At 67.6% G+C, this 25,156-nt stretch carries 31 protein-coding genes, 1 tRNA gene and 1 pseudogene; 11 read left to right on the top strand and 22 right to left on the bottom strand.

Annotated elements, in window-relative coordinates; translation table 11 throughout:
• Positions 1-127: 127 nt before the first annotated feature.
• The 3 genes from ACFYTS_RS31025 to ACFYTS_RS31015 all read right to left on the bottom strand — a co-directional run bounded on the left by ACFYTS_RS31025 (position 128) and on the right by ACFYTS_RS31015 (position 2,891).
• Positions 128-1,684, bottom strand: a complete 1,557-nt coding sequence (locus ACFYTS_RS31025; RefSeq protein WP_387309049.1) for a multicopper oxidase family protein — start codon at positions 1,682-1,684, stop codon at positions 128-130.
• Between the two features lie 103 nt (positions 1,685-1,787).
• Positions 1,788-2,195, bottom strand: coding sequence for a DUF6153 family protein (locus ACFYTS_RS31020; protein ID WP_357285465.1), 408 nt, complete (start codon positions 2,193-2,195; stop codon positions 1,788-1,790).
• Between the two features lie 72 nt (positions 2,196-2,267).
• Positions 2,268-2,891 carry a TetR family transcriptional regulator gene (locus ACFYTS_RS31015; protein WP_357285467.1) on the bottom strand — a complete coding sequence of 208 codons (624 nt, stop codon included), beginning with the start codon at positions 2,889-2,891 and terminating at the stop codon, positions 2,268-2,270.
• 115 nt (positions 2,892-3,006) lie between these two features.
• On the opposite strand from ACFYTS_RS31015, the gene ACFYTS_RS31010 reads away from it, so the two are divergent.
• Complete coding sequence (locus ACFYTS_RS31010) at positions 3,007-3,789, top strand: SDR family NAD(P)-dependent oxidoreductase (RefSeq protein ID WP_379097335.1); 783 nt, start codon at positions 3,007-3,009, stop codon at positions 3,787-3,789.
• Positions 3,790-3,885: 96 nt separating this feature from the next.
• Here the strand turns inward: ACFYTS_RS31010 and ACFYTS_RS31005 are convergent, their stop codons facing one another.
• Both ACFYTS_RS31005 and ACFYTS_RS31000 read right to left on the bottom strand, forming a co-directional pair.
• Positions 3,886-4,275 (bottom strand): helix-turn-helix domain-containing protein, encoded by a 390-nt coding sequence (locus ACFYTS_RS31005; RefSeq protein WP_387309048.1) that lies wholly within the window; start codon positions 4,273-4,275, stop codon positions 3,886-3,888.
• A 208-nt stretch (positions 4,276-4,483) separates the two neighbouring features.
• Positions 4,484-4,690, bottom strand: a complete 207-nt coding sequence (locus ACFYTS_RS31000; protein WP_357285476.1) for a heavy metal-associated domain-containing protein — start codon at positions 4,688-4,690, stop codon at positions 4,484-4,486.
• Positions 4,691-4,898: 208 nt separating this feature from the next.
• Between ACFYTS_RS31000 and ACFYTS_RS30995 the strand changes: the two genes are divergently transcribed.
• The 4 genes from ACFYTS_RS30995 to ACFYTS_RS30980 all read left to right on the top strand — a co-directional run bounded on the left by ACFYTS_RS30995 (position 4,899) and on the right by ACFYTS_RS30980 (position 7,847).
• Positions 4,899-6,278 (top strand): MFS transporter, encoded by a 1,380-nt coding sequence (locus tag ACFYTS_RS30995; protein WP_387309106.1) that lies wholly within the window; start codon positions 4,899-4,901, stop codon positions 6,276-6,278.
• 94 nt (positions 6,279-6,372) lie between these two features.
• Entirely contained in the window at positions 6,373-6,522 is a 150-nt protein-coding gene (locus ACFYTS_RS30990; protein WP_387309047.1) for a hypothetical protein, read from the top strand.
• 122 nt (positions 6,523-6,644) lie between these two features.
• Positions 6,645-6,953 carry a hypothetical protein gene (locus ACFYTS_RS30985; RefSeq protein ID WP_357083903.1) on the top strand — a complete coding sequence of 103 codons (309 nt, stop codon included), beginning with the start codon at positions 6,645-6,647 and terminating at the stop codon, positions 6,951-6,953.
• A gap of 186 nt (positions 6,954-7,139) precedes the next feature.
• Positions 7,140-7,847 (top strand): S1 family peptidase, encoded by a 708-nt coding sequence (locus tag ACFYTS_RS30980; protein ID WP_387309046.1) that lies wholly within the window; start codon positions 7,140-7,142, stop codon positions 7,845-7,847.
• Between the two features lie 24 nt (positions 7,848-7,871).
• Here the strand turns inward: ACFYTS_RS30980 and ACFYTS_RS30975 are convergent, their stop codons facing one another.
• Together ACFYTS_RS30975 and ACFYTS_RS30970 are read right to left on the bottom strand one after the other, a co-directional pair.
• Positions 7,872-8,306, bottom strand: coding sequence for a type II toxin-antitoxin system VapC family toxin (locus ACFYTS_RS30975; RefSeq protein ID WP_387309045.1), 435 nt, complete (start codon positions 8,304-8,306; stop codon positions 7,872-7,874).
• Positions 8,303-8,527 (bottom strand): ribbon-helix-helix protein, CopG family, encoded by a 225-nt coding sequence (locus tag ACFYTS_RS30970; protein ID WP_387309044.1) that lies wholly within the window; start codon positions 8,525-8,527, stop codon positions 8,303-8,305. The genes ACFYTS_RS30975 and ACFYTS_RS30970 overlap by 4 nt, the downstream gene beginning before the upstream one ends.
• A 154-nt stretch (positions 8,528-8,681) precedes the next feature.
• Between ACFYTS_RS30970 and ACFYTS_RS30965 the strand changes: the two genes are divergently transcribed.
• Positions 8,682-8,963 carry a hypothetical protein gene (locus tag ACFYTS_RS30965; RefSeq protein WP_387309043.1) on the top strand — a complete coding sequence of 94 codons (282 nt, stop codon included), beginning with the start codon at positions 8,682-8,684 and terminating at the stop codon, positions 8,961-8,963.
• A gap of 69 nt (positions 8,964-9,032) precedes the next feature.
• Here the strand turns inward: ACFYTS_RS30965 and ACFYTS_RS30960 are convergent, their stop codons facing one another.
• Positions 9,033-9,632, bottom strand: a complete 600-nt coding sequence (locus ACFYTS_RS30960) for a DUF4822 domain-containing protein (protein WP_357285493.1) — start codon at positions 9,630-9,632, stop codon at positions 9,033-9,035.
• Positions 9,633-9,893: 261 nt separating this feature from the next.
• Here ACFYTS_RS30960 and ACFYTS_RS30955 point away from each other — a divergent pair, with 261 nt between their 5' ends.
• Positions 9,894-10,343 (top strand): hypothetical protein, encoded by a 450-nt coding sequence (locus ACFYTS_RS30955; RefSeq protein ID WP_357285496.1) that lies wholly within the window; start codon positions 9,894-9,896, stop codon positions 10,341-10,343.
• Between the two features lie 219 nt (positions 10,344-10,562).
• Here ACFYTS_RS30955 and ACFYTS_RS30950 read toward each other — a convergent pair.
• Both ACFYTS_RS30950 and ACFYTS_RS30945 read right to left on the bottom strand, forming a co-directional pair.
• Positions 10,563-10,634: transfer RNA gene (locus tag ACFYTS_RS30950), tRNA-Val, on the bottom strand.
• Positions 10,635-10,747: 113 nt separating this feature from the next.
• Positions 10,748-11,947, bottom strand: coding sequence for a cytochrome P450 (locus tag ACFYTS_RS30945; RefSeq protein WP_387309042.1), 1,200 nt, complete (start codon positions 11,945-11,947; stop codon positions 10,748-10,750).
• 338 nt (positions 11,948-12,285) lie between these two features.
• Here ACFYTS_RS30945 and ACFYTS_RS30940 point away from each other — a divergent pair, with 338 nt between their 5' ends.
• The gene (locus ACFYTS_RS30940) at positions 12,286-12,510 is read left to right on the top strand and encodes a hypothetical protein (RefSeq protein WP_387309041.1); all 225 of its coding nucleotides are present in this window, start codon (positions 12,286-12,288) and stop codon (positions 12,508-12,510) included.
• Here ACFYTS_RS30940 and ACFYTS_RS30935 read toward each other — a convergent pair.
• Complete coding sequence (locus ACFYTS_RS30935; protein ID WP_387309040.1) at positions 12,431-13,108, bottom strand: cytochrome P450; 678 nt, start codon at positions 13,106-13,108, stop codon at positions 12,431-12,433. The genes ACFYTS_RS30940 and ACFYTS_RS30935 overlap by 80 nt on opposite strands.
• A gap of 28 nt (positions 13,109-13,136) precedes the next feature.
• On the bottom strand, positions 13,137-14,126 hold the full coding sequence (locus tag ACFYTS_RS30930) for an endonuclease/exonuclease/phosphatase family protein (RefSeq protein ID WP_387309039.1): 990 nt from the start codon (positions 14,124-14,126) through the stop codon (positions 13,137-13,139).
• A gap of 376 nt (positions 14,127-14,502) precedes the next feature.
• Between ACFYTS_RS30930 and ACFYTS_RS30925 the strand changes: the two genes are divergently transcribed.
• Positions 14,503-15,075 carry a hypothetical protein gene (locus ACFYTS_RS30925; protein WP_357285506.1) on the top strand — a complete coding sequence of 191 codons (573 nt, stop codon included), beginning with the start codon at positions 14,503-14,505 and terminating at the stop codon, positions 15,073-15,075.
• A gap of 96 nt (positions 15,076-15,171) precedes the next feature.
• The gene (locus ACFYTS_RS30920; RefSeq protein WP_357285509.1) at positions 15,172-15,633 is read left to right on the top strand and encodes a MarR family transcriptional regulator; all 462 of its coding nucleotides are present in this window, start codon (positions 15,172-15,174) and stop codon (positions 15,631-15,633) included.
• On the opposite strand, the gene ACFYTS_RS30915 is transcribed toward ACFYTS_RS30920, so the two are convergent.
• The 10 genes and pseudogenes from ACFYTS_RS30915 to ACFYTS_RS30870 all read right to left on the bottom strand — a co-directional run bounded on the left by ACFYTS_RS30915 (position 15,621) and on the right by ACFYTS_RS30870 (position 24,418).
• Positions 15,621-16,127: an STM3941 family protein gene (locus ACFYTS_RS30915; protein ID WP_357285511.1), complete on the bottom strand. Its 507-nt coding sequence runs from the start codon at positions 16,125-16,127 to the stop codon at positions 15,621-15,623. The genes ACFYTS_RS30920 and ACFYTS_RS30915 overlap by 13 nt on opposite strands.
• 94 nt (positions 16,128-16,221) lie before the next feature.
• Positions 16,222-16,518 (bottom strand): hypothetical protein, encoded by a 297-nt coding sequence (locus ACFYTS_RS30910; protein ID WP_387309038.1) that lies wholly within the window; start codon positions 16,516-16,518, stop codon positions 16,222-16,224.
• A 375-nt stretch (positions 16,519-16,893) separates the two neighbouring features.
• On the bottom strand, positions 16,894-18,675 hold the full coding sequence (locus ACFYTS_RS30905; protein ID WP_387309037.1) for an alpha/beta fold hydrolase: 1,782 nt from the start codon (positions 18,673-18,675) through the stop codon (positions 16,894-16,896).
• Between the two features lie 360 nt (positions 18,676-19,035).
• Complete coding sequence (locus tag ACFYTS_RS30900) at positions 19,036-19,173, bottom strand: hypothetical protein (protein WP_387309036.1); 138 nt, start codon at positions 19,171-19,173, stop codon at positions 19,036-19,038.
• 135 nt (positions 19,174-19,308) lie between these two features.
• The gene (locus ACFYTS_RS30895) at positions 19,309-19,539 is read right to left on the bottom strand and encodes an IS3 family transposase (protein WP_387309035.1); all 231 of its coding nucleotides are present in this window, start codon (positions 19,537-19,539) and stop codon (positions 19,309-19,311) included.
• 294 nt (positions 19,540-19,833) lie between these two features.
• Positions 19,834-20,145 (bottom strand): transposase, encoded by a 312-nt coding sequence (locus tag ACFYTS_RS30890; RefSeq protein WP_387309034.1) that lies wholly within the window; start codon positions 20,143-20,145, stop codon positions 19,834-19,836.
• A gap of 42 nt (positions 20,146-20,187) precedes the next feature.
• Complete coding sequence (locus ACFYTS_RS30885) at positions 20,188-20,400, bottom strand: hypothetical protein (protein ID WP_387309105.1); 213 nt, start codon at positions 20,398-20,400, stop codon at positions 20,188-20,190.
• A gap of 69 nt (positions 20,401-20,469) precedes the next feature.
• Positions 20,470-21,327 (bottom strand): annotated as a pseudogene (locus ACFYTS_RS30880) (nitrilase-related carbon-nitrogen hydrolase); the annotation flags it as partial.
• 38 nt (positions 21,328-21,365) lie between these two features.
• Complete coding sequence (locus tag ACFYTS_RS30875) at positions 21,366-22,682, bottom strand: ArgE/DapE family deacylase (protein WP_387309033.1); 1,317 nt, start codon at positions 22,680-22,682, stop codon at positions 21,366-21,368.
• Positions 22,679-24,418, bottom strand: a complete 1,740-nt coding sequence (locus tag ACFYTS_RS30870) for an amidohydrolase (protein WP_387309032.1) — start codon at positions 24,416-24,418, stop codon at positions 22,679-22,681. Before ACFYTS_RS30870 ends, ACFYTS_RS30875 begins: the two co-directional genes overlap by 4 nt.
• A gap of 106 nt (positions 24,419-24,524) precedes the next feature.
• Here ACFYTS_RS30870 and ACFYTS_RS30865 point away from each other — a divergent pair, with 106 nt between their 5' ends.
• Entirely contained in the window at positions 24,525-25,121 is a 597-nt protein-coding gene (locus tag ACFYTS_RS30865) for a TetR/AcrR family transcriptional regulator (RefSeq protein WP_387309031.1), read from the top strand.
• The last annotated feature ends 35 nt before the right edge of the window (positions 25,122-25,156 follow it).

Genomic DNA, 25,156 nt, shown 5'->3' with positions numbered 1-25,156 from the left:
ATCATGGACACTCTGTCTCGATGAGACGGATGTTGCCACCCCGCAACGGATTCAGGGCAACATCGAGCGCGCCCTCGAACGGCTCGGCCGCCGATCCCCCGTCGGACCAGCGGCCGATGACCGATCCTCAGCGCACGTAGGACAGGATGCCCATCATGCCCGCTTCGCCGTGATAGGCGTTGTGGCAGTGCAGCATCCACTGGCCGGGATTGTCGGCCTCGAAGTCGACTTCCACGGTCTGCATGGGCGTGACGATGGAGGTGTCCTTGCGCGGGCCCGTGCCGTCGCGGTTGACGACCTGGTAGGTGTGGCCGTGCAGGTGCATGGGGTGGAACATCATCGACTGGTTGCGGAAGCGCAGGCGGATGCGCTGACCCTGGGAGACGTTCAGCATGTCGTGGTCGGGGTAGGCCTTGCCGTTGATGGTCCAGACGTAGTTCTTCATGTCGGAGCCGAGGGTGACGTCGAGGGTCTGGTCGGGCTGTTTCGCCTGGAGCCGAACGGGTTCGGCGGAGGTCAGGCGGTCCGCGGTGAGCGGGGCGACGGCGAGTTCGGCGGACTGCGCATCGGCCGGAGGTGGGGTGCCCCCGCCGGTGCGGACCAGCGCGAAGGCGCGGCCGCTCTTGCCTTCGGCGGCGGCGACCAGCGGGAAGACGCCGTCGGTCAGTTCGACGATGGCGTCGTAGCGCTCGCCCATGCCGATGAGCAGGCTCGCGGTGGTGACGGGCCGCACCGGGGAGCCGTCGGTGTGGGTGACGCGCAGTCGATGCCCGCCCAGCGCGACCCGGAACGCGGTATCGGCGGCGGCATTGATGATCCGCAGCCGCATGCGCTGACCGGGCCGGGCGGTGAATACCGTTGGGTCGGTACCGAGTTTGCCGTTGATGAGGAAGTACGGGTAGGTGACGTCCCCGGCGTCGGAGCCGAGCGGCGCGTTGGGGTCGGCCGACATGGACATACCGCCTCCGCCCATGGTCATACCGCCGTGGTTCATGCCGGAACCGCCCATGTTCATCCCGGCCATGCCCTTGTCCCGCAACTGCCGCAACTCCCGGTCGGGGTCGCGGCCGTCGACGCCGTCGAGCCAATCGTCCAGTACCACTACGGCTTCCACGTCGTAGTCCTTGCCGTCGGCCGGGTCCTCCACGATGAGCGGCGCGTACAGGCCGCGGTCGAGTTGGACGCCGACGTGCGGGTGGAAGAAGTAGGTGCCGGGGTCGGGCGCGGTGAACTCGTAGCGGAAGGTCCCGCCGGCCGCGATCGGCGGCTGGGTGACGTCGGGGACGCCGTCCATGTCATTGCGCAGGGCGATGCCGTGCCAGTGCACGGTGGTCGGGGCGGGCAGCGCGTTGGTGAGGTCGGCGCGCACCACTTCGCCCTGGGTGACACGGATTTCGGGTCCGGGCACCCGGCCGCCGAAGGCCCAGGTCGGCACCCGCACGCCACCCAGGTCGACCACGGTCGGTTCGGCGCGCAGGCTCACCTCGCGCACGCCCGCGCCCACCGCGCGGCGAGCGGCCTCGGCGGCGCGGACGGCCTCGGAATCGGGTGTCACGAGACCACGCGTCGGGGCCGGGTTCTTCGAGCAGGCGGCCAGCGTCGCGGCGGCCGCGGCGCCGGCGCCGACGGCGAACAGCCCGCGCCGAGTCAGCGGACGCGCGAGCGGGGAACGGTTGGAGGACATGATTTCTCCCTGAGTCGTCGAGTTCTGGGCGCGCCCACGCAGGGCGTCGGCCGGGATCGGAAGGTCGGCCGCGAACCCGGGTCCGGGCGCGGCGCACGACCTGTCAGATCCGCAGAATCGACAGTTCGGAGAGGGACAGTGAGGTCCAGGGCGGGGGACGTTCCCGGTGAATCCGCCAGGACGCGAACGCGGGCGGACGGATGTCGCGGGACCGATCGGCGATCCAGTGCAGGAGGACCAGGCCGATACCGAGCGCCAGACCCGACAGGATCAGGTAGTCACACCCGTGCGAGCTCGTGTGCCCGCCGGAATGATCACCTGAGGGATCGGGCGCGTGACCCGAGGCCGTCATCGATTCGGCCATCACCACACTCGACCCGGAGGCCGCGGGCATAGCGTGGCCGGCCGAGAACACCCCGGCGTGCATGGCCGCGATCCCGAGCAGCAGCGCCAGCACACCGAGCAGCCGGACGTATCCGGTCGCTCCCGGCGCAACGCGCTGATCAGCCACGTCCGCCATGATAACCGCCGACGGGCGGCAACCCCCCAGGGGTATCGAACGCCACAGTGCCCGGATCGGCGGCTACAGCAGGCTGTCGGTGGCCAGCCGGGCCAGGCAGGTGTCGAGAACATCGGCGGCGGAACCGGATTCCTCGCCCGCGGCCCACAATTCGGTGGCCAGCCGCACCGCGGTATTGGCCATGGCCGCGGCCAGGGCCACGTCGAGGTCGTCGTCGGTGCGGCCGGTGCGGGCGGCGATGATCGGGATGAGCTGGGTCTCGCAGTCGTACTGCACGCGCAGCCAGGTCGCGCGCAGCGCCGGGAGCTGGGTGGCGGCCCGCACCAGTGGCCGCAGCCGGTTCTCGACGATGCCCTCCGCGGCCAGCGTGCCCAGGGTCGCGACCCGGTAGGACCGGCTCAGCGCCTCACGCAGCGGCAGTTCCGGCGGGCAGGCGGCCAGTTCGTCGGCCCAGGCCTGGGTGCCGATGGCCAGCAGCGGCGCCACCACGTCCTCCTTGCCCGCGAAATAGCGGTAGAAGGTGCGCAACCCCATCCCGGCGGCCGCCGCGATCTCCTCGACCGTGGTTGTGGCGTAACCGTTTTCGATGAACAGGTGCGCCGCCACCGTGGCCACTTCGCGGCGGGTGGCCGCGCGACGGGTCTCGCTCAGGGCCGGTCGCCCGGCGCGGTTTCGCTCGCTGCTCACCCGGGAACTGTACCGAGGCCGAAAACGTTTCCTGGCGTCGCGTGCCATTTTCGGCATATCGTGTCAGAAACTAGCTTCACCGACGAAGCTGGTGCCACCGATCAGGAAGTGACCCATGAACCGTCTCGAGCAGCGCCGCATTCTGGTTACCGGTGCCGGATCCGGCATCGGCCAGGCCACCGTCCTCCGCCTGCTGTCCGAAGGCGCGGTCGTCGCCGGGGCCGACGTCAATGTCGAGGGCCTGGAACTGACCCGCAAGCAGGCCGCCGAGGCCGGTACCGACGCCCGGCTGACCACGGTCGAGCTGAACGTCGGCCAGGAGGCCGAGGTCGTCGCCGGGGTACGCACCGCCATCGAGGCGCTGGGCGGGCTGGACGCCGTGGTGAACGCGGCGGGCATCCTGCGCGCGGCCCACACACACGAAACGTCGCTGGATCTGTGGAACCAGATCATCGCCGTCAACCTCACCGGCACCTTCCTGGTGATCCGGGAGGCCCTGCCCGCGCTGCTGGCCAACCCGCGCAGCACCATCGTCAACTTCAGCTCCACCTCGGCCAGCTTCGCGCACCCGTACATGGCGGCGTACTCGGCGAGCAAGGGCGGCATCCAGAGCATGACCCACACGCTGGCCCTGGAATACGGCAAGCAGGGTCTGCGCGCGGTGTGCGTGGCGCCCGGCGGCATCAAGTCCGGCATCACCGACGCGACTCCCGGCTACCTGCCGCAGGACTCCGACTGGTCGCTGTTCGGCCGCCTGATCGCCGTGCTGCCGCAGGACAACCCGGAAGAGCTGGCGGGGCCGGAGAACGTGGCGGGCGTCATCGCCATGCTGGTCTCCGACGACGGCCGCTTCATCAGCGGCACCGAGATCCGCATCGACGGCGCGGCGCACACGTAATCATCTGGCGCACAATCGCTTCGAATACGGCTGGGCCCCGATCGGCGATCCGATCGGGGCCTCGTCACCCGGACCGCGCGTTCGCGGCCGGCACGACTAACTCGCTGCGCCGACCAGTCCGCGCACGATGCCGTCCGCGGTGCCCGACGGCCATTCCAGCGCCGCGTCGAGCTTGGCCAGCAGATCCTCGGCGGGCTCCTCGATCAGGCACCGCTCGATCTGGCTGATCGACCCGGCGGACGGGCCGCCCTTCTTCGCCACATCGGCCTGCGTCCAGCCGTTCTCCTTGCGACGGGCCTTGACCCGTTCGGCCAGCGCCTTGATATCGCGCCGCCCGGCGGTGGATTCCGAAGCCACAGCCGCGGGCGCGGCATCCCGCTCCGCGACCGGCTGCGCCGCGACGGCCACCACGGCCACCGGCTCGGCGGCGACGGCCGCGTCCCGCTTCACCTGCGCGGCCTCCGGCCGCGTCTTCCCGGAAGCCATCAGTCCCTGCGTAATGAGCCGAGACCGCTTCCGCCTACCCATCTTCCCCATACACCGCTCCTCGATCCGCATCCCAGCCTTCGCTGAAGCACCGGATAGGTTGCCATAAGTTCGCGAGAATCCCTCGCCATCGGCGAATGTCGGCGTGGCAACACGCGAAAACGGCAGATACCGAGGAGTATCTGCCGCTTTCGGGGGGAGTGCCGGATCAGTCGGCGAGGGCGTAACCCGCGTCGGCGACCGCGGTGGCGAGGATGCCGGGCGCGATCGGGGCGTCGCTGTCGACGACGACGCGGCCGCTGTCGACGTCGACATTCACACCGGTGACGCCGGAGATCTTGCCGACCTCCTTGCTCACGGAGTTCGCGCAGCAACCGCAGGTCATTCCGGTGACGGTGACGGTGGTGGTGCTCATGACTTGGCGCTCCTCTTCGCTCGGACAGCCGGTTCCGGCCGCTACTCGTCGTTACCATACCCCCCTATGGTATCTAGTCAATAGGTTCGAGCTTCCCGGGGACCGTGGGACGCATCACAGGAACCGGTCTTGAATATACCCCCAGGGGGTATTAACCTCCCTTTTGTCGAACACCACGAAGAGGAGAATTCCGATGCGATCCGCTCCCATGCTCAGCTCCCTCTTCCGCAATCGGGACTATCTGCGGCTGTTCACCGCACAGGTCTCGGGCCTGTTCGGCACCGGATTGACCACTGTCGCACTGGGTTTGCTGGCCTACGATCTGGCGGGCGGCGCGGCCGCGGCGGTGCTGGGGACCGCGCTCACCATCAAGATGCTGATGTACGTGACCGTCGCCCCGGTGGTCGCCGCCTACGCGCATCGCCTGCCCCGCCGCGGTTTCCTGACCGGGCTGCACCTGGTGCGGGCCGCCGTCGTGCTGGCGTTGCCGTTCATCGATCAGATCTGGCAGATCTACGTCCTGATCGCGATCCTGCAAACCGCCTCGGCCGCATACACACCCACCTATCAGGCGGTCATCCCCGACATTCTGCCCGACGAGCGCGAGTACACCCGCGCGCTGTCGGCGGCGCAGCTGGCCGCCACCATGGAGACGCTGCTGAGCCCCATGCTCGCCGCGGCCGCGCTGACGGTCATGAGCTTCCACTGGCTGTTCGTGGGCACCGCGATCGGCTTCGCGGTCTCGGCCGCCCTGGTGCTGGCCACCCGGATCCCGAACTCGACTGCCACCGCCGGTGATTCGTTCCGCGAGCGGATCACGGCCGGGGTGCGGATCTTCGTCGCGACCCCGCGGCTGCGCGGCCTGCTCGGCCTGAACCTGGTGGTCGCGGCGGCCGGTTCGGTGATCATGGTCGATACCGTCAACTACGTCCGCGACACCCTCGGCGGCACCCAGTCCGGGGTGGCGATGTTGCTGGCGGCCAATGGTTTCGGCACCATGCTGGTGGCGCTGTCACTTCCCCGCGTGCTGGATCGGATCGGCGCGCGCCCGGTCATGCTGACCGGCGCGGTCACCCTGCTCACCGGCCTGGCCGCCGCCATCGCGCTGTCGCTGGCGGACGCGGGCGACTGGCGATGGTTCGCGGCCCTGGCGGTGTGGGCCACCGTGGGCGCCGGGACCGCGGCCATCCTGACCCCGACCGGTCAGGTGCTGCGCCGCTCCTCGCAGGCATCGGACCGTCCCGCGCTGTTCGCGGCCCAGTTCTCGCTCTCGCACCTGGCGTGGCTGCTGACCTACCCGGTCACCGGATGGCTCACCACCACAGCGGGATTCACCGTCACGTGGGTGACCCTGGCGGTGCTGGCGACGGCGGGCGTCACCGTGGCTGCGCGGCTGTGGCCGCGTGAGGATCCGGAGGTGATCACGCACCTGCACCCGGCCGGCAGCATCGATCCGGAGCGGCTGGGCGACGCGGAACTGCGGGCCGACGGCTTCTACGTCCACACCCACCCGTACGTGATCGACGCCGATCACCTGCGGTGGCCGGTCCGGACTCGGCGCGGACTCGAGGTTCCGACCGCGGCCTGAGGCCGGACGACCGAGGGCAGGCGCCCAGCCCCGGGTGCCTGCCGTTTCTGTATTGCCCACCGGACCGACACTGGCGAGTGGGTACAGAGCAGCGGTGGGCGTGACGGTGTGGGAGCGGCGCGGCGGGCTCAGCGACGCGGTCACCTGGCTGGTGCTCGACGAGCCGGCGACCTTGCGGGAGTACCGGAGCACATCGGGCACTCCCCCGACGGCCGCCGAGCTGGACGCCGCGGGCCGCCACTGAACCGATCCCACGGCCGGAATCCGCCAACCACGCCGACTCGACGGCGGCGGATGATCGGATTCACCACTCCATCAGGCAGACTCGGAGCCGATAAACCGAACCATGCTTCGAGGAGTATCCATATGCGCAAAATCCTGCCCGCTTCCCTCCTGGCCGCCAGCGCCATCGGTGCCATGCTCGTCCTCCCCGCCGGCACCGCCAGCGCCCTCTCCCCCGCCTGCCAGACCGCCGGCGACATCTACAACAGCTACGGCTCCCTGGGCCCGAGCCCGCAGCAGCGCCGCGAGGTCGCCGACCGCCTGCGCGCCATCGAGGCCTCCGGCGACGAGCGCACCGCCATCGACAACTTCGCCAACGCCCTCGCCAACGGCGACGTCGCCCAGATCAGCAGCATGGGCGTCCTCCTCAACGGCATCTGCGGCCGCGGCTAGTCCTCCGCATTCCGCAGCACGCTGCGGGCCGGGTCACCAGACGGGGACCCGGCCCGCAGCGTCTCCGCCCCGAGAGGGTGGATCGAGCCCGGTCACCTCATGCGAATCCGGATGAACACCAAGCAGTGGGTGTGATGTGCGTCACACTCTCTTCCCCCCGGGTGCGCGATCGCGAATTCTCGAATGATGTCGATTGCTCGGAGTTCGCTGGCATCGGGCCTGATCACCGCAGCTATTGCCGTCGGCACGCTGACCGCCGGCACGGCCTCCGCAGACGTGACGGTGCCGCTGGGCGGTGGCTCCGGCATCGTGCTCGGCGACAGGGCGATCTGTTCGCTCACCACCATCGGATACGACGACGCGGGCAGGCTGGTGGGATTGACCGCGGGCCACTGCGCGCCCACGGGCACCAAGGTGGCCGCGGAGGTCAACCGCGGCGCGGGCCCCGTCGGCACGGTCGCCTACTCCGACAACGGCCGGGACCTCGATTACGCCGTCATCGAATTCGACCCCGCCCGTGTCGTTCCCACCCGCACCGTCGGCGGCAGCACCATCGCGGGCACCGCCCCGGCCCCGGGCCCAGGCGCCCAGGTTTGCGTCAACGGCCGCAGCACCGGCTTCAACTGCAGCATCAACTGGGGCCCGTTCGAGGAAGTCACCCTCAGCCAAACCTGTTCCAACCACGGCGATTCCGGCGGCCCCATCACCGCCGGCGACCGCCTGGTCGGCATGCTCCAAGGCGGCATCATCGGCTACGACAACATTTCCTTCGACTTCCCCTGCATCACCCCCGCCAACCCCCTCCACTCCCCCGCCTTCTACCGCCCCATCGACCAGATCCTCGCCGACATCAACATCGCCGGCCGCCCCGGCGCCGGCTACCACCCCATCTGATCGACCCGGACGAGTCGGGCCCGTTCACATGTCGTCGGGCAGGATTCGAAAGGCGGAGTACCGGCTCAGAGGGCGCAGGACGCGAAAGTCCTTGCGGTCCAACGTCAGGATGCGATCGGTAGCGAAATGGTCGGCGAGTACGACGCAGGTCGCATCGACGATATCGAGGTTGAGGTCACTGTAGGTGCACCGTATATCCAGGACCGAACGCAACTGTGCCGCACCGATTTCCCCGAGAACGACGCGGGTGGCGGCGATTCGATCGGCCAGTGTGCCCAGCACCGCGTCGGCGACCTTACGCCCGGCACGAACACTCGCCACATGATGGACCTCGGCCAACGCCAACGGGCTCACCACCAACGCACTGGCGGCATCCGCCGCCCGCCGCACCGCAAAGTGCTCCGGGTCGGTGCGATTGAACAGCGCCAGCAGGCCCGAGGTATCCGCGACTACGATCACGCGGGCCGATTCAGCGCATCGTGGATGTCATCCTTGCCGATCGGACCACCCATATCGAAGGTGTCCTCGTCCTCGACCAACGGTTCATCCCACTGCCGATGCCTCATCAGGTACTCGCGTACAGCGTCACGGGTGATTTCATGCTTCGACCGCCCCTCGGCCTCGGCCTGCGCCTCCAGCGCGGCCTCTTCATCGCTGGGAAAGCGCATCGTCCAGGCCATATGTTCACGATACCACCCGTGATACCACCTACGTGGGACGTGCGTCCGATCACCTTGGGCCACACAACCGCAGGGCGCCTGTAATGGTCACCGACCGGCTATCTATAGATCAGATGTCCAAGTGTTGATGAACCATCGGCCGGGGAGGTCGCCTGTGAAGGGTTTCGCAGCAGTTCTGACGGCGGGGGTCGCGGTAGCCGTACCGTTCTTCACCTCCACTACCGCCGGTGCGGATGTGTGGCAGCCGGTGCCGGGGATCTCTGTTCCGTTGCCAGACGGCCTGGTCACCGGGAGTGCGGGCGTGACGCCGTCGAAGCCTCCGACGCCGGCGCACGTCGAGGGCGAGCCGTGTGATGGCGGCCGAGGAACCTGGGTGCACCTTGATGGCGGCAATGCCGCCCACTACGGCACCGAATGGTTGTGTAAGGCCAACTGAGCTGTCCAGCAAAGGAATCGAGCCCCGGGTCGATATGACCTGGGGCTCGATTCCTGTGGACCTCGCGGGTCAGTGCTGGTTGCCGTTGTTGTGGTGGTAGCCGCCCTCGCCCTGATTGCCCTGGGTGCCGTGCGCACCCGGGCCGCGGTCGTCGGTGCCCGGCTCGGCGTGGTTGGTGGGGGTGTGGACGATGTCGTAGTAGACGCTCGGGTCGGCGGCGTTGGGGGTGACGCGGTAGGTGAAGGCGTGCTTGTCCAGCTGGATGATCGGGACGACGCGGGTGAAGAGGACATCGCCGGCGTCATTCTTGGCGGCGATCCAGCGGGAGGAGCCGTCGGGGGCTACGGTCCAGTCGCCGTGCATCTTCGGGGTGTCGTTGAGGTTGTACATGGTGAACGTCCCGTCGGCCTTGAAGTAGGCCCAGCCCACGAAGTTCGACACGGCCGGGTTGTCCAGGGGGACGCGGTTGCCGTTCTGGTCGAGGGCGTCGGTGGTCTTCCACGGGGTGGAGGCCAGCACCGCGGACGGCGAGGCCTCGTCCTGGGCGACCGCGGTGATGCCCGGAGCCTCGGGAGCGGCGAAAGCGGCGGGGAGAACACCCACCGTGGCGGCCACGAGGGCTGAGGCGACGACGACGGTGCGGCGGGAGATCAGCGAGGTGATGTTCACGTGTTCAACGCTACGAATCGGGCCCGGCTCCCACATCAACCGATCGGCTACACCTGGACGCGCTGATGGGTTGACGCTCGAACGCCTGGACAACAGCGCGGACGCGCATGCGGAGCGCGGGACATACTGAAATACCTTCTTTTCGATTCGTACGCACGGGGCCTCGCTACGCGGTTACCGTCGGAGCGGCACGCAGGTGCCGGTAACGACAACTTCAACGGGAAAGTACAGATGAGGCAAATGAGTTGGGCCGCAGTCACGGTGGCCACGCTGGCGGCACCGGTCATCGCGGCGGCATCGGCGTCGGCCGCGGTCGACGGTGTGAATCTGACACAGATCTACACCGGCATCGGAGGATGTGAGGGGGCAGGCAATACCTGCACGATCTTCGTGAGCACCAGCGGCGCGGACGCCCTGGCACCGGTCACTGTCACCTTGGACGGGCAGAACGTCGGCACGTTCACCCCACAAGCCGGATCCAAGGCCGGTACCGGGACCATCGAGTACGTCTATCGCTCGAAGCTTCCTGAAGGCGTCTACAGCCTCACCGCCACGCAGGGTTCGTCGACCAAGTCCATGACGGTGCAGAACTGCGGCAGCCAGCCGACCGGCAGCTCCAGTGCCTCGGCCCAATGCACCGCAAACGATATTCTCGGCGTTCTGATGATGCCGCTGATCATCCTCACCGGCTCCGGGCACACGCAACTCTGACCGACCAGCCGGGGCAGTGGGTCGGTGGACGGTCGCCGGACCCATGTCGCATCACGACGGTGGCCGGGAATCGTCATGCCCCACAGCGGCGCTGACTGTAGCCCGATGGCCGGTCGACACCGTGGCCGCCGCCCGCGCATCCCGACCGCGATACTGCACGTATCTTGCACGAAAAACGGCCGGTCATCACAAAACCTGCGATGACCGGCCGTTTCTTTGTGGTTCTAGCTGGGATCGAACCAGCGACCCCTCGCGTGTGAAGCGAGTGCTCTCCCGCTGAGCTATAGAACCGGGTCTCGCCGCCGAAGCGGCTGTCCGGCTCGGGGTTTCCCGTGTCGGAGTGAGACAACACTAGCGCGTTACCCCGCCCGTTTGCCAAATCGACGCCGGGGCGGTGGGGGAGGTCAGCGTTCGGGGAGGGGTGGGGTGGGGGTGAAGGTGACGGGAAGAGAGAGGAGGGCGCGGTGGAAGGGGCCTGGGCGCCAGGACAATTCGGGGGCGGGGATGGCCAGGTGAAGTTCGGGGAGGGCGTCGAGGAGTTGGTCGACGGCTTCCTGGGCGATGAGGTAGGCGAGGGAGCTGGCGGGGCAGGCGTGGGGGCCGACGCCCCACGCGAGGTGGGAGCGGTTGCCGGAGAACCCGGCGCCGCGGATGGTGGGGTCGGTGTTGCAGGCGGCCATGGAGATGACGACCGGCTGATCGGGCGGGAGCCAGGTGTCGTCGATGAGGACCTGCCGGGGCGGAAAGCTGATGCAGAAGTTGGCCATCGGCGGGTCGTTGAAGAGGACTTCGTCGAGGGCGTCGCGGGTAGACAGGCTGCCGCCGAGGGCGCTGCCACGGAAGCGGTCGTCGAGGAGCAGCAGGACCAGGGTATTGACGATCAGGTTCTGTTGCGGCTCGATGCCCGCGCCGTAGAGGGTGGCCAGCTGGTGCACCATTTCGGTGTCGGTGAGGCCGGCGGGGTGGCGCAGCATGCGGGTGGTGACATCGTGGGCGGGGTGGGCGCGTTTGTGCTGGGTCAGCCGCAGGAGGGCTCCGATGAGCAGGGTGTTGCCATGTTCAGCGCCGACGCCCTCGAAGATGGCGCGCATTCCCTCGGCCGCCTGAGCCGCGATCTCCACCGGGCACCCGAGCAGGGTGTTGAGCACTTGGAAGGCCAGCGGAAAAGCGTAGTCGCGCACCAGATCCGCGGACCCGGCCGTGCAGAACGAGTTGATCAGCGCCACCGCGGCCCGCTCGACGGTGCCCTGCAACCCGTAATGGTCGATGCCGGCGAGCCCGGCGGTATTGGTCTGCCGATACCGCGCGTGCTCGGATCCCGCGTTGCGCAACGCATTCGGCCGCCACTGCATCATCGGCAGCACCGGACAGTCCGCGGGCACGCCCGCCTGCCAGGCCCGCGGGTCTGCGGGGAACCGTTCGGGATCGTTGAGAATCCTTACCGCCGTGCGGTATCCGACCACCAGCGTGGCCGGCACCCCCGGCGCGAGCTCCACCGGAACCAAAGACCCATACTGTTCCCGCATCTCGCGATAGGCCCGGTGCGGGTCCGCGGCGAACTCGGGGGTGTACATCGGTACGCGCGTACCGACTTGCTCTGACATCGAACCCACTTCACACCGTGCGCAACACTCCACCGCTGCCGGCCAGCGCACATCCCGGACGCGGAAGATCAACACTACCGACGCGACCGCATCGGCGTACGTCGTTTCGACGACCCCACGGTCAGGGACCGATTTCGGGAAAGTGATTGACAGCGGCGGTCCGCAGGGGCAGGCTCTACGAGGCACAATTGTTGCTCAACAATTGCTGCGATATCCCGGCTGTCGGCGTTCCCGCCCGGTTGGTGAACGCCGGTCGACAGCGCTCGGAGATTCGGCGGACGCGGATGCGTCCCTTTTCCTTCAGTTCGGACCCGAGACCTACCTATTCGGAGGTTGGAATGTCTAGCAAGCACGGCCGAAAACCCAGCCAGGTCGCCGACAAGGCCAAGAAGGGCATGAAGGGCCAGGCCCAGCGCATGGAATCCGACATGGACCAGATGGCCGACGACGCCCGGCGCGACATGGACCGCCTGGGCGCCGGCATCAAACGGGAAGCCCAGCAGGCACGGTCGGACGCACAGGGCCTGGACAAGGAGATGAAGCGCAAGCTCCAGCATCGCTGACCCGGTGACGCGAATGGCCGGTCCGCCTGACGGACCGGCCATTTCGCCTGTCGGGCCGTCCGGCCAACACTGAATCGACCTCCGCCCTTTGCTGTTCCGCGATATCGGGGTGCGCGTCGAGCAGGCCCAGCGCCCGCGCGAGCGCAGTCGCAGTGGTCTCGGTGCCCGCCACGAAGAAGGTGATGACCTGGTCGCTGATCTCGAGGTCGCTGAGCCCGCCCCTGTCCTCGTCCTGCTCGGCGATCAACGCCGAGAGTCGGTCCCCCTGATCGACACCCGCCCGGCGACGCGTGGTGATGATCTCGGCCGGCGCGGCATGCAGATCGGTGATCGCGCGTTCGTAGGCCCGGTTGCCCGGAGTCGGCAGTTTCAGCAGCGGAGCCGGTAGCAGGGTCCGCGCCATCAGCATCCGCACGACGTAATCGATGTCCCGCAGCATCTGCCGCGGAACCGGCTGCGGGACGGAGTGAGTGAACAGGGTCGCCGCCGTCACCGCCGAGGTCATCGCGTGGAGTTCGGCTTTCATGTCGAGCTGACTCCCAGGATTGGCGGAGGCACTCCCGAAAGGCGATTCTACGCTGAGGATTTGCGCTCTCACGACGAATCCGCCGAACGCCGCGCTCGCGTCAGAGGCGAAGCCGCGCGATCACCGCACGATGATCGGTGTCCGGAATCGTGTGCGAGGACAGCGCGACCGCGTGACCGTCGGCGACGAGGATGCGATCGATGCCGATCACCGGTCCCCACCAGCGGTCGGTCGGCCAGGTCGGCAGGGCGCCGACGCCGAGGAGTTCGGCGGAGTCGGCGTAGCGGCCGCTCACCAGGTTTCGGTAGGCGACGTGGTCGTAGGTGGAGTTGAAGTCGCCGCCGACCACGACGGGGCCGGTCGTCCGGTCGAGGATGTCCCGGATCCGGCCGAGTTCGTTCGCCCACACCCCGGCGTTGAGGAGCGGCGGGATCGGGTGGACAGCGAAGACCGATACCGGGCCGCGGCCGGGGTGAATCATGGTGGCGCGCAGATTGTTCAGCCAGAAGCCGTCGAACTTGACGCCGTCCTCCAAGGGGTAGCGGCTGAAGATGCCGGTCCCCTGCCCGCCGCCGGAGGGCGCGGTGAATCGGTGGGGCAGCAGGTCGGCCAGTCCGGCGGCGTCGAGCTTGCCCAGAAGTTCCGGGGTCAACTCCTCGAGGGTCAGGACTTCGACCGAGCGCTCACGCACCGCCTGCACCACCGCTTCGGCCGACCCGTGGCCGAGAAACAGATTCGACTGCATCATCACCAGATCCGTACCGGGCGGGGCACTCCCGTCCGGCCACAGCATCGGCGCGTGCGACCACAGCGCGGCGGCCGACACCAGCATGGCCACCGCGGCGCTCACCCACCGGCGGGCCAGTCCGAGCACCACGACCGCGACCAGCGCGCCGACCATCAGGTACGACGCGAACGACGCCGCCAGCACGGCCGGTTCCCACACCCGCGAGTTGTAGTGCAGCCCGATCCCGGCCACGCCCGCGGCGAGCAGTAGCCAGCCGAGTACCGGCAGCACCCACCGGGGCAGGCCGCGGCGGCGTGCGATCGGCTCGACGGCAGCCTGCTGCTGCCCCAACGCGTTGACCATTCAGTCCTCCCCTATTCGCCGATCACGCTACGCGATGCCGGTCCGATCCACGAAAACCGCCCCTATTCACGAGAATAAAGATTGTTGCCGGATACTCGCCGAGTTCGGTCGAATGACATCGAAGTCTTGATGAAATTAACTTTCCACCGTAAATATCTAATTGCAGTTAACGATCTGCCAGAACTGCCCCCTGACCGGCCATCGATACCAAACCGTTATTTCAAATACCGGCCGCCACATGATGCGAACAGGTTACATTTCAAACCCCTGAAGTTGCGGCACACCCCACCGGGAACGCGCTGTTGCTTCACTATTTCGGGAGTAAGTTATGAGAACGACCGCCTCCACACTGCTTCGCGCCGGTATTGTTTCTCCGGTGGCTCTGGCCACTGTTTTCTGTTTGGCCGCGCCCGCGAATGCGGCGCCCGTCACCGTGAACTGGAGTTGCCAGGGCACGATCTTCGGTATCGGCCAGACCTCGAGCATGACCACCACGGTCACCGGCACCGCGCCGGGCTCGGCGGCGTCGGGATCGGCCGTGGCCATCACCCTCACCCCGGGCTCCTCCACGGTCCCCAGTTCGGCCTCGGGCTTCTCCGTCACGAACATCAGCAACCTGAAGATGACCTTCCCGACCCCGGCGAACTCGACGCTGGTCTCGGCCACCGCTTCCGGCGGCACCGTGGCCGGCACCGTGTCCACCTCGGGCGGGAATGTCGTTCTGACCGTGCCGGGTCCGATCGCGGGCGGCACCAGCTTCACCCCGCCGGCGGTGACCATCAATGTCACGGCCGGCAGCCCGGGCACCCCGATCACCAGCCAATACGCGGGGACCAGTTTCGCCAACCCGGGCATGACCATGACGACCAAGGTGGCGTTCATCGGCAATGTCGCGACGTCGTGCTACCCGAACCCGTCCCCGACGCTGACCACCACGACCGTCAGCTGAGTCCGTAAGAATGCCTGGACCGGGCTGTGTCCACCAGCCCGGTTCAGGTTCCGCCCATCGGATGGGGTCCCTGTATTGTCCACCGAACCCGCTCGGATGGCAGTGGAGCTCCGAAAGGCCCTGGAGCTCTACCACGGAACGGTCGAGGATCTGGCGCGTGAACTGCTCCGGCTGCTGGGGGTGAACGAGACCGACCGGCGCGCACTGGAAATCGTCCTCGTCGGCGGACGGTCGACGACACCCGGCATGCTGGCCGAACGGCTCGGCCTGACCGCCGCGGGCGCCACCGTCCTGCTCAACCGGCTGGAGAAGCAGGGCTATGTCACGCGCTCACTGCACCCCACCGATCGCCGTCGCGTGATCGTGGTGGCCACCGATCTGACCGCGCGCCGCGTGCGCGAGCTCATCCGCCCGTTGGCCGAGGAGAGCTTCAAGATGATGCTGAACTGGTACGACCCCGACGAACTCGAACTGATCGCGGGATTTCTCTGCCGGGTTGGCGAACTGCAGCGCGTCCACCGGGAACGGCTGCGCGATATGGATCCCTACCCGCGGTGATGGCGCATGGCCGCGACGACCTCGTCCGGCGAGGCCGGCATCGTCTGCGTGGAGAACACCGCCGGACTGAAGCCGAAGGCCTGATTCAGCCGCCCGAGCACTCGGATCAGCAGTGAGGAGCGGGCCAGGAACGCCGCCGGATCCCGGAGCGCCACATCGACGAACGGCTGCCCGCCGATGCTCGACACCTGCACCCGGTCGACGTCTGCCCAGTCGACCGACCCCAGCCGACGATGCGTGAAGCCCCGATCGGTGATGACCAGCTCCGGCTTCCGCCGCGGCAGTTGCAACACCAGCAGCACCCAGCACGAGCCGAAGAACGCGAACGCCATCGCGCCCACGACCATCGAGCTCGCCTCGGTGGTCAGCATGAGCACGCACCCCACGAGGACGAAGAATCCCGCCCCCGCCGCCAGCAGCAGCGTGCGCAGTATCGACGACTTGTAAACCGTTGTCGTCTCCAGCTTTCCGCCCCGCCCGTCGGATTCAGTCACCACACTCCACCTGATCAGCCCTCACCACTACGGCGTCAGTATGCGTCACCCGCACCGCCGGGAAAAACCGAGCGCACCCCACGGCTGGTCACGGCTAGAGCTTCGGAATTCCGAGCAGCCCGCCCAGGCAGCCGCTGGGCCCGGTCAACATGCCGATCGAGAGCCGGTAGTCGCCACCGGTCAGCTTGCAGAGCAGCATCGCCGTCGCCAGATCCAGTCCCGCCGAGCCGGTGCCGAACCCGGTCTGTGCGATGGTGGACGATCCCGCGTCGGCGATGGGCGCGCCGACCGGCGCATCCGCGGAAGCCGTTGCCGCCGCTCCCAGCCCCGACAGCAGAAGGCCACCGGAGAGGCCCACCGCCACGGCCGATCTCACCAGAGCGTGCGTCATATAGATCCATCTTTCATTGCGAAAACTAGAGAGCCGCAACATTAGTCGTCGAAACAACTGGTGAAACGCCCACACTTCTAAGGGCGACAGGGGGGACGGTGCGGACTTCGAACCGTCCTGCTGTCACGTCGTCCCGACCCGCGACGCTTCCGTTCGATCTGACCGGCTCGCCGCAGGTGGTGACGTCGTCACGGTCGTGACGGCGGTCGCCGTGGTGCGCCGCGCCGAACGCTCGGCTCGCACAACCGCGCCCGTCGTGGTGGAGGCGCTGTAATTCTCGGGCTGATGGTCCGGCGCGGCATCCGGCAAGAGAGACGTGTCCGGTGTGGATCGAGGATCGTCGATCCACACCGGACACGCGAGAGACGGGACTACTCAGCCGAGGTCGAGGTCGAGGTAGGACTCGGAGTGCTCGGGTGAGGTGATGGTGGTGGTGCCGGGCGGGCTGTAGGAGTAGAGCTTGTCGTAGCTGTTGACGACCAGTGCGAGGCGGTGCCCGTCCGGGATGTCGTAGCAGGCGCCTTGCAGTCGCCAGCGGACGGCGCGCTGCTCCCCCTGACCCAGCTCGAACATCGTGAAGGGCTCATGGGTGATGATGCGGGCCGTGTCGTCGGGGGCCACGTCGAACAAGTAGGCCACCAGTGTGGCCGCCGGGGCCGTGCTGCCCACCGACAGGTGCAAGGTGGGGATGCCGCGCAGGCGGCGACCACCGGTCAGCGCTTCGGTCTGCCAGACCAGCAGGCGGTCCCGCTCGAAGTCCCCGACCTGGTAGAGCTGCGGATTGCCGTAGCACTCCCGCTGCCCGCTCTTGAGGAACTCGGCGACCGCGGTGGCCGAGGTGGCCGGAGAGTCCTTGTCGCCGATGGTGAAGCTGCGCGTCCACCCGGTGTCCGGCTTCGGCACGAGGGTGCCGTCCGCGCCGCCATTACCGAGATACCAGCGTTCGGTTTCGGTGCTGACCTCGCTCCAGTCGAGCTTGGCTTCGCGTGGCGCGGGCTCGGTGATCCGTTGCGCGCCACCGGCGATCGGCTGGGTGCGGTAGGTGAACATGATCTGATCGCTGACCGGTTCGGATGGACCAGGGTCGATGCCCCGCAGGTAAATGTCCAACCAGTCACGCGCTTCTCGCATCGGCGTGAGCAGGCCGGGGAAGGGGAATCCCAATGGGATTCCGACCAGTCCGGCGGCTTCGGGTGCGCCGTGATTGCCGATCCACACGTTGAGTCGCTTCGGCACGGTCAACCGGTTGAACGTGTCGAGCACTTCGTTGACCGGAAAGAGGGTCTCGTGCCAGGTGTTCGACATGAACGTGGCGATGCCGCGCGAGTTGGTCAGCTCGACGAAGGTTTCCGGCGAGCGGTCCAGCCCCCAGGCCACGACCTCGTCCATGTTCTCGCCCCGCTCGAAAAGGTCGAGGATCCGGAGGGTGTCCGGGTCGAACTTCTCCTCGCGCGTGCCACCGGTGAAATCCACCAGCAGTTGCATCGCGGCCAGGTGCCGGGTTCCGTTGTCGTACAGCGACGTGGCCAGGTTGCCCCAGGTGCTCAGCGCGACGACCGCCGACACCCGCTCCCCCGGGTCGGTGGCCGCGATCAACTGGCTCAGCCCCGAGCCGTAGGACTCGCCGAGCATGCCGACGGGACCGGGCCCGAACAGTTCCTGCGCGTAGTCCAGCACGCGGTGGCCGTCGGCCCGGTCCTTCTCGCCGGCGACGTCGATGAACCCCTGCGACGTGGTGATCTCACCCGGCGTGCCGAGACCGCGCGGCGTGTAGGCCAGCACGTGATAACCCGCCACGGCCAATGTCAGATAGGTCCACACGAACGGCAGCCAGCCCAGCGGACTCCAGCCCGCGGGCACCACCACCACCGGACGCGGCTCGTCCCCGTTCAGCTTCACGGTCAACGCCGACAACAGCACCCCGTCGGCCCCGGAAATCTGCGTGATCTCCACCCCGGCGCCACCCCGGACGGTATCCACCGCCTCCTGCAACTCCGGCGGCAACACCCCAGCCGGCGCGACCCCGCGCACCGCCGCCAGCAGCGCCCGCGCGACCTGCACCACCTCCGGTGTGAAGGTCAGCCCATCGGCCCACATGCCATTGGCCGCAATACTTTCCAGGGTTTCATTGGTTACGTTCTGGACAGGTTCGGTCACTATCGACACACCTCGATTCCACTCATGTCGTGCATGATGAAAAGGTGAACACCCGTGCCAGGAAAAGCATCTGGCACTGATTCATCGTAGGAGCGGATCACACTACCTCGTGGCGAACCGGCGAAACATACCGCGACTCATGCTCTCGCAGAACGCATTTCGCCGAGCTATGTCGGCGAACAATGCAATGAATTCAACCGACTGGTCGCGACGACGGTCGGTCCATCGAGGGAAAGCGAAACGAGTCCGAGCTAGACCTTCGGAATCCCGAGCAACCCTCCGAGGCAACCGCTGGGCCGGTCGACATGCCGATGGAGAGGCGGTCACAACCGAGGGCTGAAACGCCCATACCTCGCAGGGCTACAGCGAGATCCGGGCGAGATTCGCGGGCTGCGATTGCGGCCTGGCAGCAGAGGGCGGGACGAGGGATTCGTCGCCGAGCACACCCAGGGCGATCACCGCTTGCCCGCGGGCCATCTGCTGTCTGCGATCCAGCATTGCGACCAAGCACCGCCCAACGGTACCTGGCGCCGATCTTGCCCCGGACACAAAAGGGCAGGCCACACCTTTGAGGTGCTGACCGGACCCCCTGATTCGGTCCACCTGATGTGGCCCCCTGGCGGTAGGCCACCGTTATGAGAGTTGAGGGCTGGGTTGGATGTCGTGCCAGAGCATCTCATACTCGGCGGGGCTGACGTGGCCGAGATAGCTGTGCCGGCGCTGCACGTTGTAGAAGTTGTCGATGTAGTCGGCCATCGCGATGGTCAACTCCAGTGTGGTGGACCACTTCCGGGTGTCGAGCAACTCGGTCTGCATACGCCCCCAGAACGACTCCATGACTGCGTTATCGAAGCAGTCACCCACAGTCCCGAACGATTCCAGCAGATTCCACCGACGCAGGTTCTCACCGAACGCCCACGACGTGAACTGGGTGCCGCGATCGGCGCGCGATCATGTCGTGTTCGACCAGCAGAGCTGCGCGGATTCGACGCTTCCCATAGATCCCGCGAGAACGTCGGTGGATCTCCTCGATCGCATCGGCCACGACGATGCGCCGCACCTGGCGGGTCGGCATTGGCCGGCTGCGATGGAATTGAAAGGTCGATCGGTTCAAACCTGTTATCCGGCACGCCGACCGAGTCGAATGGCCGAGTGCGATCAATCCTTGGACGATCGCAATCTTCCTTCTGGGGCGATCACCACCCCTTCGTCGAACAGCGCGCACGCGTCGCGCGTCAGCGCCAGCTCGGACTCCAGCTGGGCGATGCGCTTGTGCGCGGAGGCCAGCTCGTCTGCGGCCGTACTGGGCACTCCCTCGCGGACTCCCGCGTCGATCAGCGCCTGGGCCTTCCATCGGAACAATGTGGCCGGCGAAATGCCTGTCTCCGAAGCGATGTCAGCGACGGGTTCCCCGCTGCGCAGCCGCGCAGACACCTGACGACGCACAGAAGACGAATACGACTTCGGCACAGTGACCTCCCATGGATCACTTTGCCTCAGCTCTCGCGACGGCTACGGCCGCCACCAGGCCACGACGGCGTCCATGTCACCGTCGCCCGGCCCGGGGATATGGCGTGCGCCGGGAAATCGTTGTGCGGGTTCGGTATACGCGCGCTGCTGTACCAGGCGAGCGATATTGGCCCGGTATATGTCGTCCACCTCGGCGTGTCGCCCAGGCTCACGGTCGAGCCAAAGATTGGCCGGATGGATCGGCCGGTCGTACATGCGCTGGAATAGCTCAGTGCGAATGTCTTTGAGCCAGTTCGAATTCAGATTCATCATCCGATACTGACGCAGCGCCTCGACATCCACCGGCGCGGCGATGATCGTGTTGGCGCCCGACGTCACCCGCCCGATCACCTGACCGTGATAGTCGACGATGTGCCCGTTGCCACCGGCGATATCCACGGGATGCTCAGCGGCGGGGCTGGAGTAGACCGGCCCGGTGTTCGGGCACACCATGTACACCCCGTTGAAGTGCGCGTGCGCCCGATTCTGCAGCAGCCAAGTGCCACCGGCGTCCGGACCGGCCGCGGTCATCGGCACGGCCTCACTGGGCCGGTACACCACCTCGGCGCCGTTGAACGCGAGTGCCCGAACGGCTTCCGGGTACTCGCCGTCGCTGCAGCAAAGAGTGCCGATATTGCCGATGTCCGGGGTCCGCAGCACCGGATAGAAGGCGTCGATGCCGTCGCCGAACAGCTCGACCCACCGATCGTAGACATCGTGCGGGGTACACGAGTGCTCCCGGCACCACACATGGTTCTTGGCGGCCCTATGAACGATCTCACCCTGCGGCGAGATCACCACCATGACATTGAAGAACCGGTCCGCGATAACCTCGGGCCAGCGGGCCTTGCACTGGACGATGAGATAGGTTTCGTACAGCCGGGCCAGCGCAGCGAGACGATCGGTCTCCGGGCCGGGTATATCGATGAAAAGCTCTCTGGCGCACCGGCTGTGCGGCAGATCGAAGATCTCGTCGGTGAAGCCGGTGAGGGCCCCTTCGGCCAGAGCGACGAGTTTCACCGGCAGATTGATGCCGACGACCGACACCGCCGCATGCATGGTCTCCTCGATCGTGTCGAGGTTGCGCGCGACGTGGTCGCGCGCCCCGATGCCGTGAACGATGGTCGACAACCCAACCGCCATATACGGTGCGACCGGTGCTGCCCCGGCGGCTCGGCCGCTCATTCCGCACCGCACCAGTCGATCGCGGTGACCGCGTATGTCTTTGCGGCACAGACTAGTTCATCGATCACGCACCGCTCGTCGACAGTATGAGCCATGGCGAGGGCACCCGGCCCCAGCCCGACGGCGGGGATGCCGGCGGCGCTGAACCAGGTGAGATCGGTGGCCGATGGGAACGGCCGCACCTCTGGCACACCCGCGAAGGCGGTGTCGAGCGCGGCCCGTTCACGAGCCGCGCAAACCGTCCGGATGAACGGATGATCCCCCTCGGTGCGCCCGCCCGGATAGTGCATGGGCCAGTCGATCCGCGGCGGGTTGGCGCGCAGCCACGGGTCCTGCTGCGCGATGCCGGTGACCGTCTGCACGATTTCCGACTGGATCTCGGCCACCGGCGCGGCCGGCGGATAGAAGATCGCGTAGTCGAGAGTGGTGTCGTCGGGAATGAACGCGACATTGCGGCTGCCACGCGCACCACCGTCGATCACATCGAGACCGATGGTGAACTCGCCCTTGTCGAACAGCGGATCGACCCGGCTCGCCACCCACTCGTCCTCCAATCGGCGCAACCCGTCGTGGATGCGCAGGGCCGCGTCGATCGCGCTGGCGGCAACAGGTTCGCCGGGATGCCCGGCCCGCATGTGGGACCGCATCGACGCGTGCGCCGAACGCCCGGTGACCGAGATGCGCATGACCAGCACGCCGGGAGTGGCGGGCATGACGGTCAGCGGGACGCGGGCGCCGGTGGGTTCGGCGATGATCGCCGCGTCGGCGGTGTAGCCGCGCTCGAGGACCGCGGAGGTCCCCATGTGGTGTTCGAGATTCTCCTCGCCCGCCACCCCCTGCAGGATCAGGTCGCCGCGCAGCCGCACCCCGGCCTGCCGTAATGCCATGGCGGCGAACGCCTGCGCGATCAGCCCGCCCTTCATGTCCACCGAGCCCCGGCCCCACACGTGGGTGTCGTCGACGAAGGCGGTGAACGGGTCGTGCGTCCATTGCGCGGTGTCATCGGCCGGAACGACATCGACATGACCGTTGAAGATCAGCGACCGCCCGCCGCCGCGCCCGCGCAGCACCCCGACGACATTGTCGCGGCCCGGGGCCTTGCCGAACAGTTCGGTCTCCGCTCCGGCCTGCCGGTACAGCCCGGCCAGCAGCCCGGAGACCGCCGATTCGCCGCCGGCCAGGTCCTCGTAGTCCTGGTCCGGGTAGGTGGGGTTCACGCTGCGGATGGCGATGGCCTCGGCGAGCGCGGCCACCAATTCGTCACGCAGGCCGTCGATCCGAGCAAGCACACGATCTGTTGCCCGGGCGTTCACGCGTGCACCTCCTGAGTCTCGGTGGCTGCGGCGAGATCGCCGCTGTCGTGGACGACCGTGCCGCCCAGATAGGTGCGCAGCGCCTTGGTGTCCCGCAGGTCGTCGATCGGGCACGTCACCGGATCGCGGTCCACGATCACCACGTCGGCGTGGTTTCCCGGTGCGAGCGAACCGATTCCGGGCCAACCGAGCACCTTCGCCGCCCCCGTGGTCCACATGCGCAGCGCGTCGGCGCGGGACACCTTCTGGTCGGGTCCGTCATTGCGGTGATCGCTGCCGGCGAACCGGTGGGTGTGCGCCAGTTCGATCTGCTCCCACGGGTTCTTCGGTCCCCAATCCGATCCGCCCGCCAGGTCCAGGCCGCATTCGGTGAGCCGGTGCAGCGGTTCCAGGTCGCGCCAGACGTGCTCGCCCATGCGCTCGCCGTACATCGCGCCCTTGCCCCACGCGAAGCCCGCACTGGTGGTGACCTGGAAGCCGAGGTCGGCGTAGCGGCGGGCCTGCCGCCGCGTGATCGTCATGGCGTGCTGCAGAATCCAGCGCCGGTCGCGGAAATCGTACTCGCGCACAACGCGTTCGGCGATGTCGAGGAAGTCGTCGTGCTCACGGTAGGCGCCGAGACACAGGTTCGCGCGAATGTCGTTGGCGGCGCAGAATCTGATGAACGCCTCCTCCTTCTCCAGCGACACGAAACGCGCACCGCGCGTGGGACGGCCGAACGGGTCGGAGTAGGTCTCGTAGGTGGCGAAATAGCCCGAGAAACAGGGACCGCCGGGACTCAGGGTGAGGCCGTCGACGCGCAGCAGATCGTCGCCGAGATCCGAGGACAGCTCGGCGAGGTGGCGCAGCCGTTCGTCGAACTCGGCGCCGGTCAGCGGATCGAACGGATAGAAGATGACCGACTCGGCATCCAGCGTCGCCTGGACGCGCAGGGTCAGGGCATCGGTGGCGCGCAGATGCCGGTACAGCGCAAGGTGTTCCGGTTCCACGGCGTGCCCCTCGTACACGCTGGTCACACCCTGCGCCGAGTAGCGGGCCATTTCCGCCGTCGTCCCGGCGACCGCGTTCGCCATGTCCGGCGGAGGCAGTTTGGTGAGGATCTGACCCCAGAAGGGGTCGTAGGTGTAGTAGTTCGTCACGGGTCCACGCAGGATCCCGGTCAGGTCGCCGGAGTCGTTCTTCTCGATCTCGACATCGCAGACCCGGTCCGGGATGAACGCGGTGAGCCCGACCGCACGCAGCCCGGCGGTGTTGAACGCCACCACATTCGGCATGCGCGGCGCCCAGGCCTGGATGAGCACCGGATGCGCGTCGGTCGCCGTGTCGAGGGTCCACCGATCGGGCAGGCGACGCTCGAGCAGATCCCGCTCGGAACGGCGGATGAAGTAGTGCGGCTCGCCCACCGGCGTGCACATGATCCACTGCCCCGGCGGCGTGTGCGCGGCCTTGGACTGGATCCGCGCCACGATGTCCGCGTGATCGACCGCGTCGGTCAGATCCACCAGCCCGCCCGCCAGCATCCCGAAGTGCATGACGTGCGGGTGGGTGTCGATGAGTCCGGGCAGCACCACGCCGTCGCCGGCATCGACGTGCCGGGCGTCCGGTCCCGCCGCCGCCCGCATGGCGTCCCGGTCCCCCACTGCCAGAACGCGTCCACCGGACAGCACGAGTGCCTCGGCTTCCGGGGTGTTCGGATCGAGCGTGCGTACCCGCCCGGTGATGATCGTGTTGGTCATAGCTGTCCTCCGCTGCCAACCGGTTGTGTCTACTGGGCACACCGTACCGCAACTTTTCTCCAAACGGAGAAGTTTTTGATTTTCGGTCGCCAGTACGATGACCCCCATGACGACTCCCATGCGCGAGCCGCGGATGGCCCGGGGGGCCGCCCGCCGCGAGGCCCTGCTGGAGGCCGCGATCCGACTACTGGCCCGCGAAGGCGCCCGCGCCGTGACCCACCGCGCCGTCGCCGCGGAGGCGGGAACGACCCACGGCAACGCCCGCTACTACTTCGGCACCCTCGACCAACTGCTCGACGAAGCCCTGCGCCAACTGGCCGCCCGGCAGATCGACGAGGTCCGCGCCCTGTTCGAAGGCCTGCCCGATGTGGATGTCCCCCAACGGATTACGCGGCTCACCCGATACGTCGCCGGAACCCTGGCAGGCGACCGCGATTCCAGCATCGCCCGCTACGAGTTCTTCCTCGAAGTCGCGCGCCGCCCCAACCTCCGGGCCAGCCTCGACGAATGGGGAGCCACCCAGCGCGCCGCCTTCGCCGCAGAACTCCGCGGCGCCGGAGCCGCCGACCCCGAGGCCGCCGCCGCCGACCTCCTCAACCTCATCAACGGCCTGATCCTCGAACAACTCGCCCTGCCCGCCGACGATTTCGAATCCGCCCGCCTCCGACCGGCCATCGCCCGGTTCTTTCCTGGGCTGTCATAACCGGGCGGCTGTGGAGGATCATTCGATCTCCGAGG

The organism is Nocardia sp. NPDC004151 (assembly GCF_042874235.1).
GTDB lineage: Bacteria > Actinomycetota > Actinomycetes > Mycobacteriales > Mycobacteriaceae > Nocardia.
Note: the sequence above shows the minus strand (reverse complement) of the source record. Positions and strands in the feature narration are given on the sequence as shown.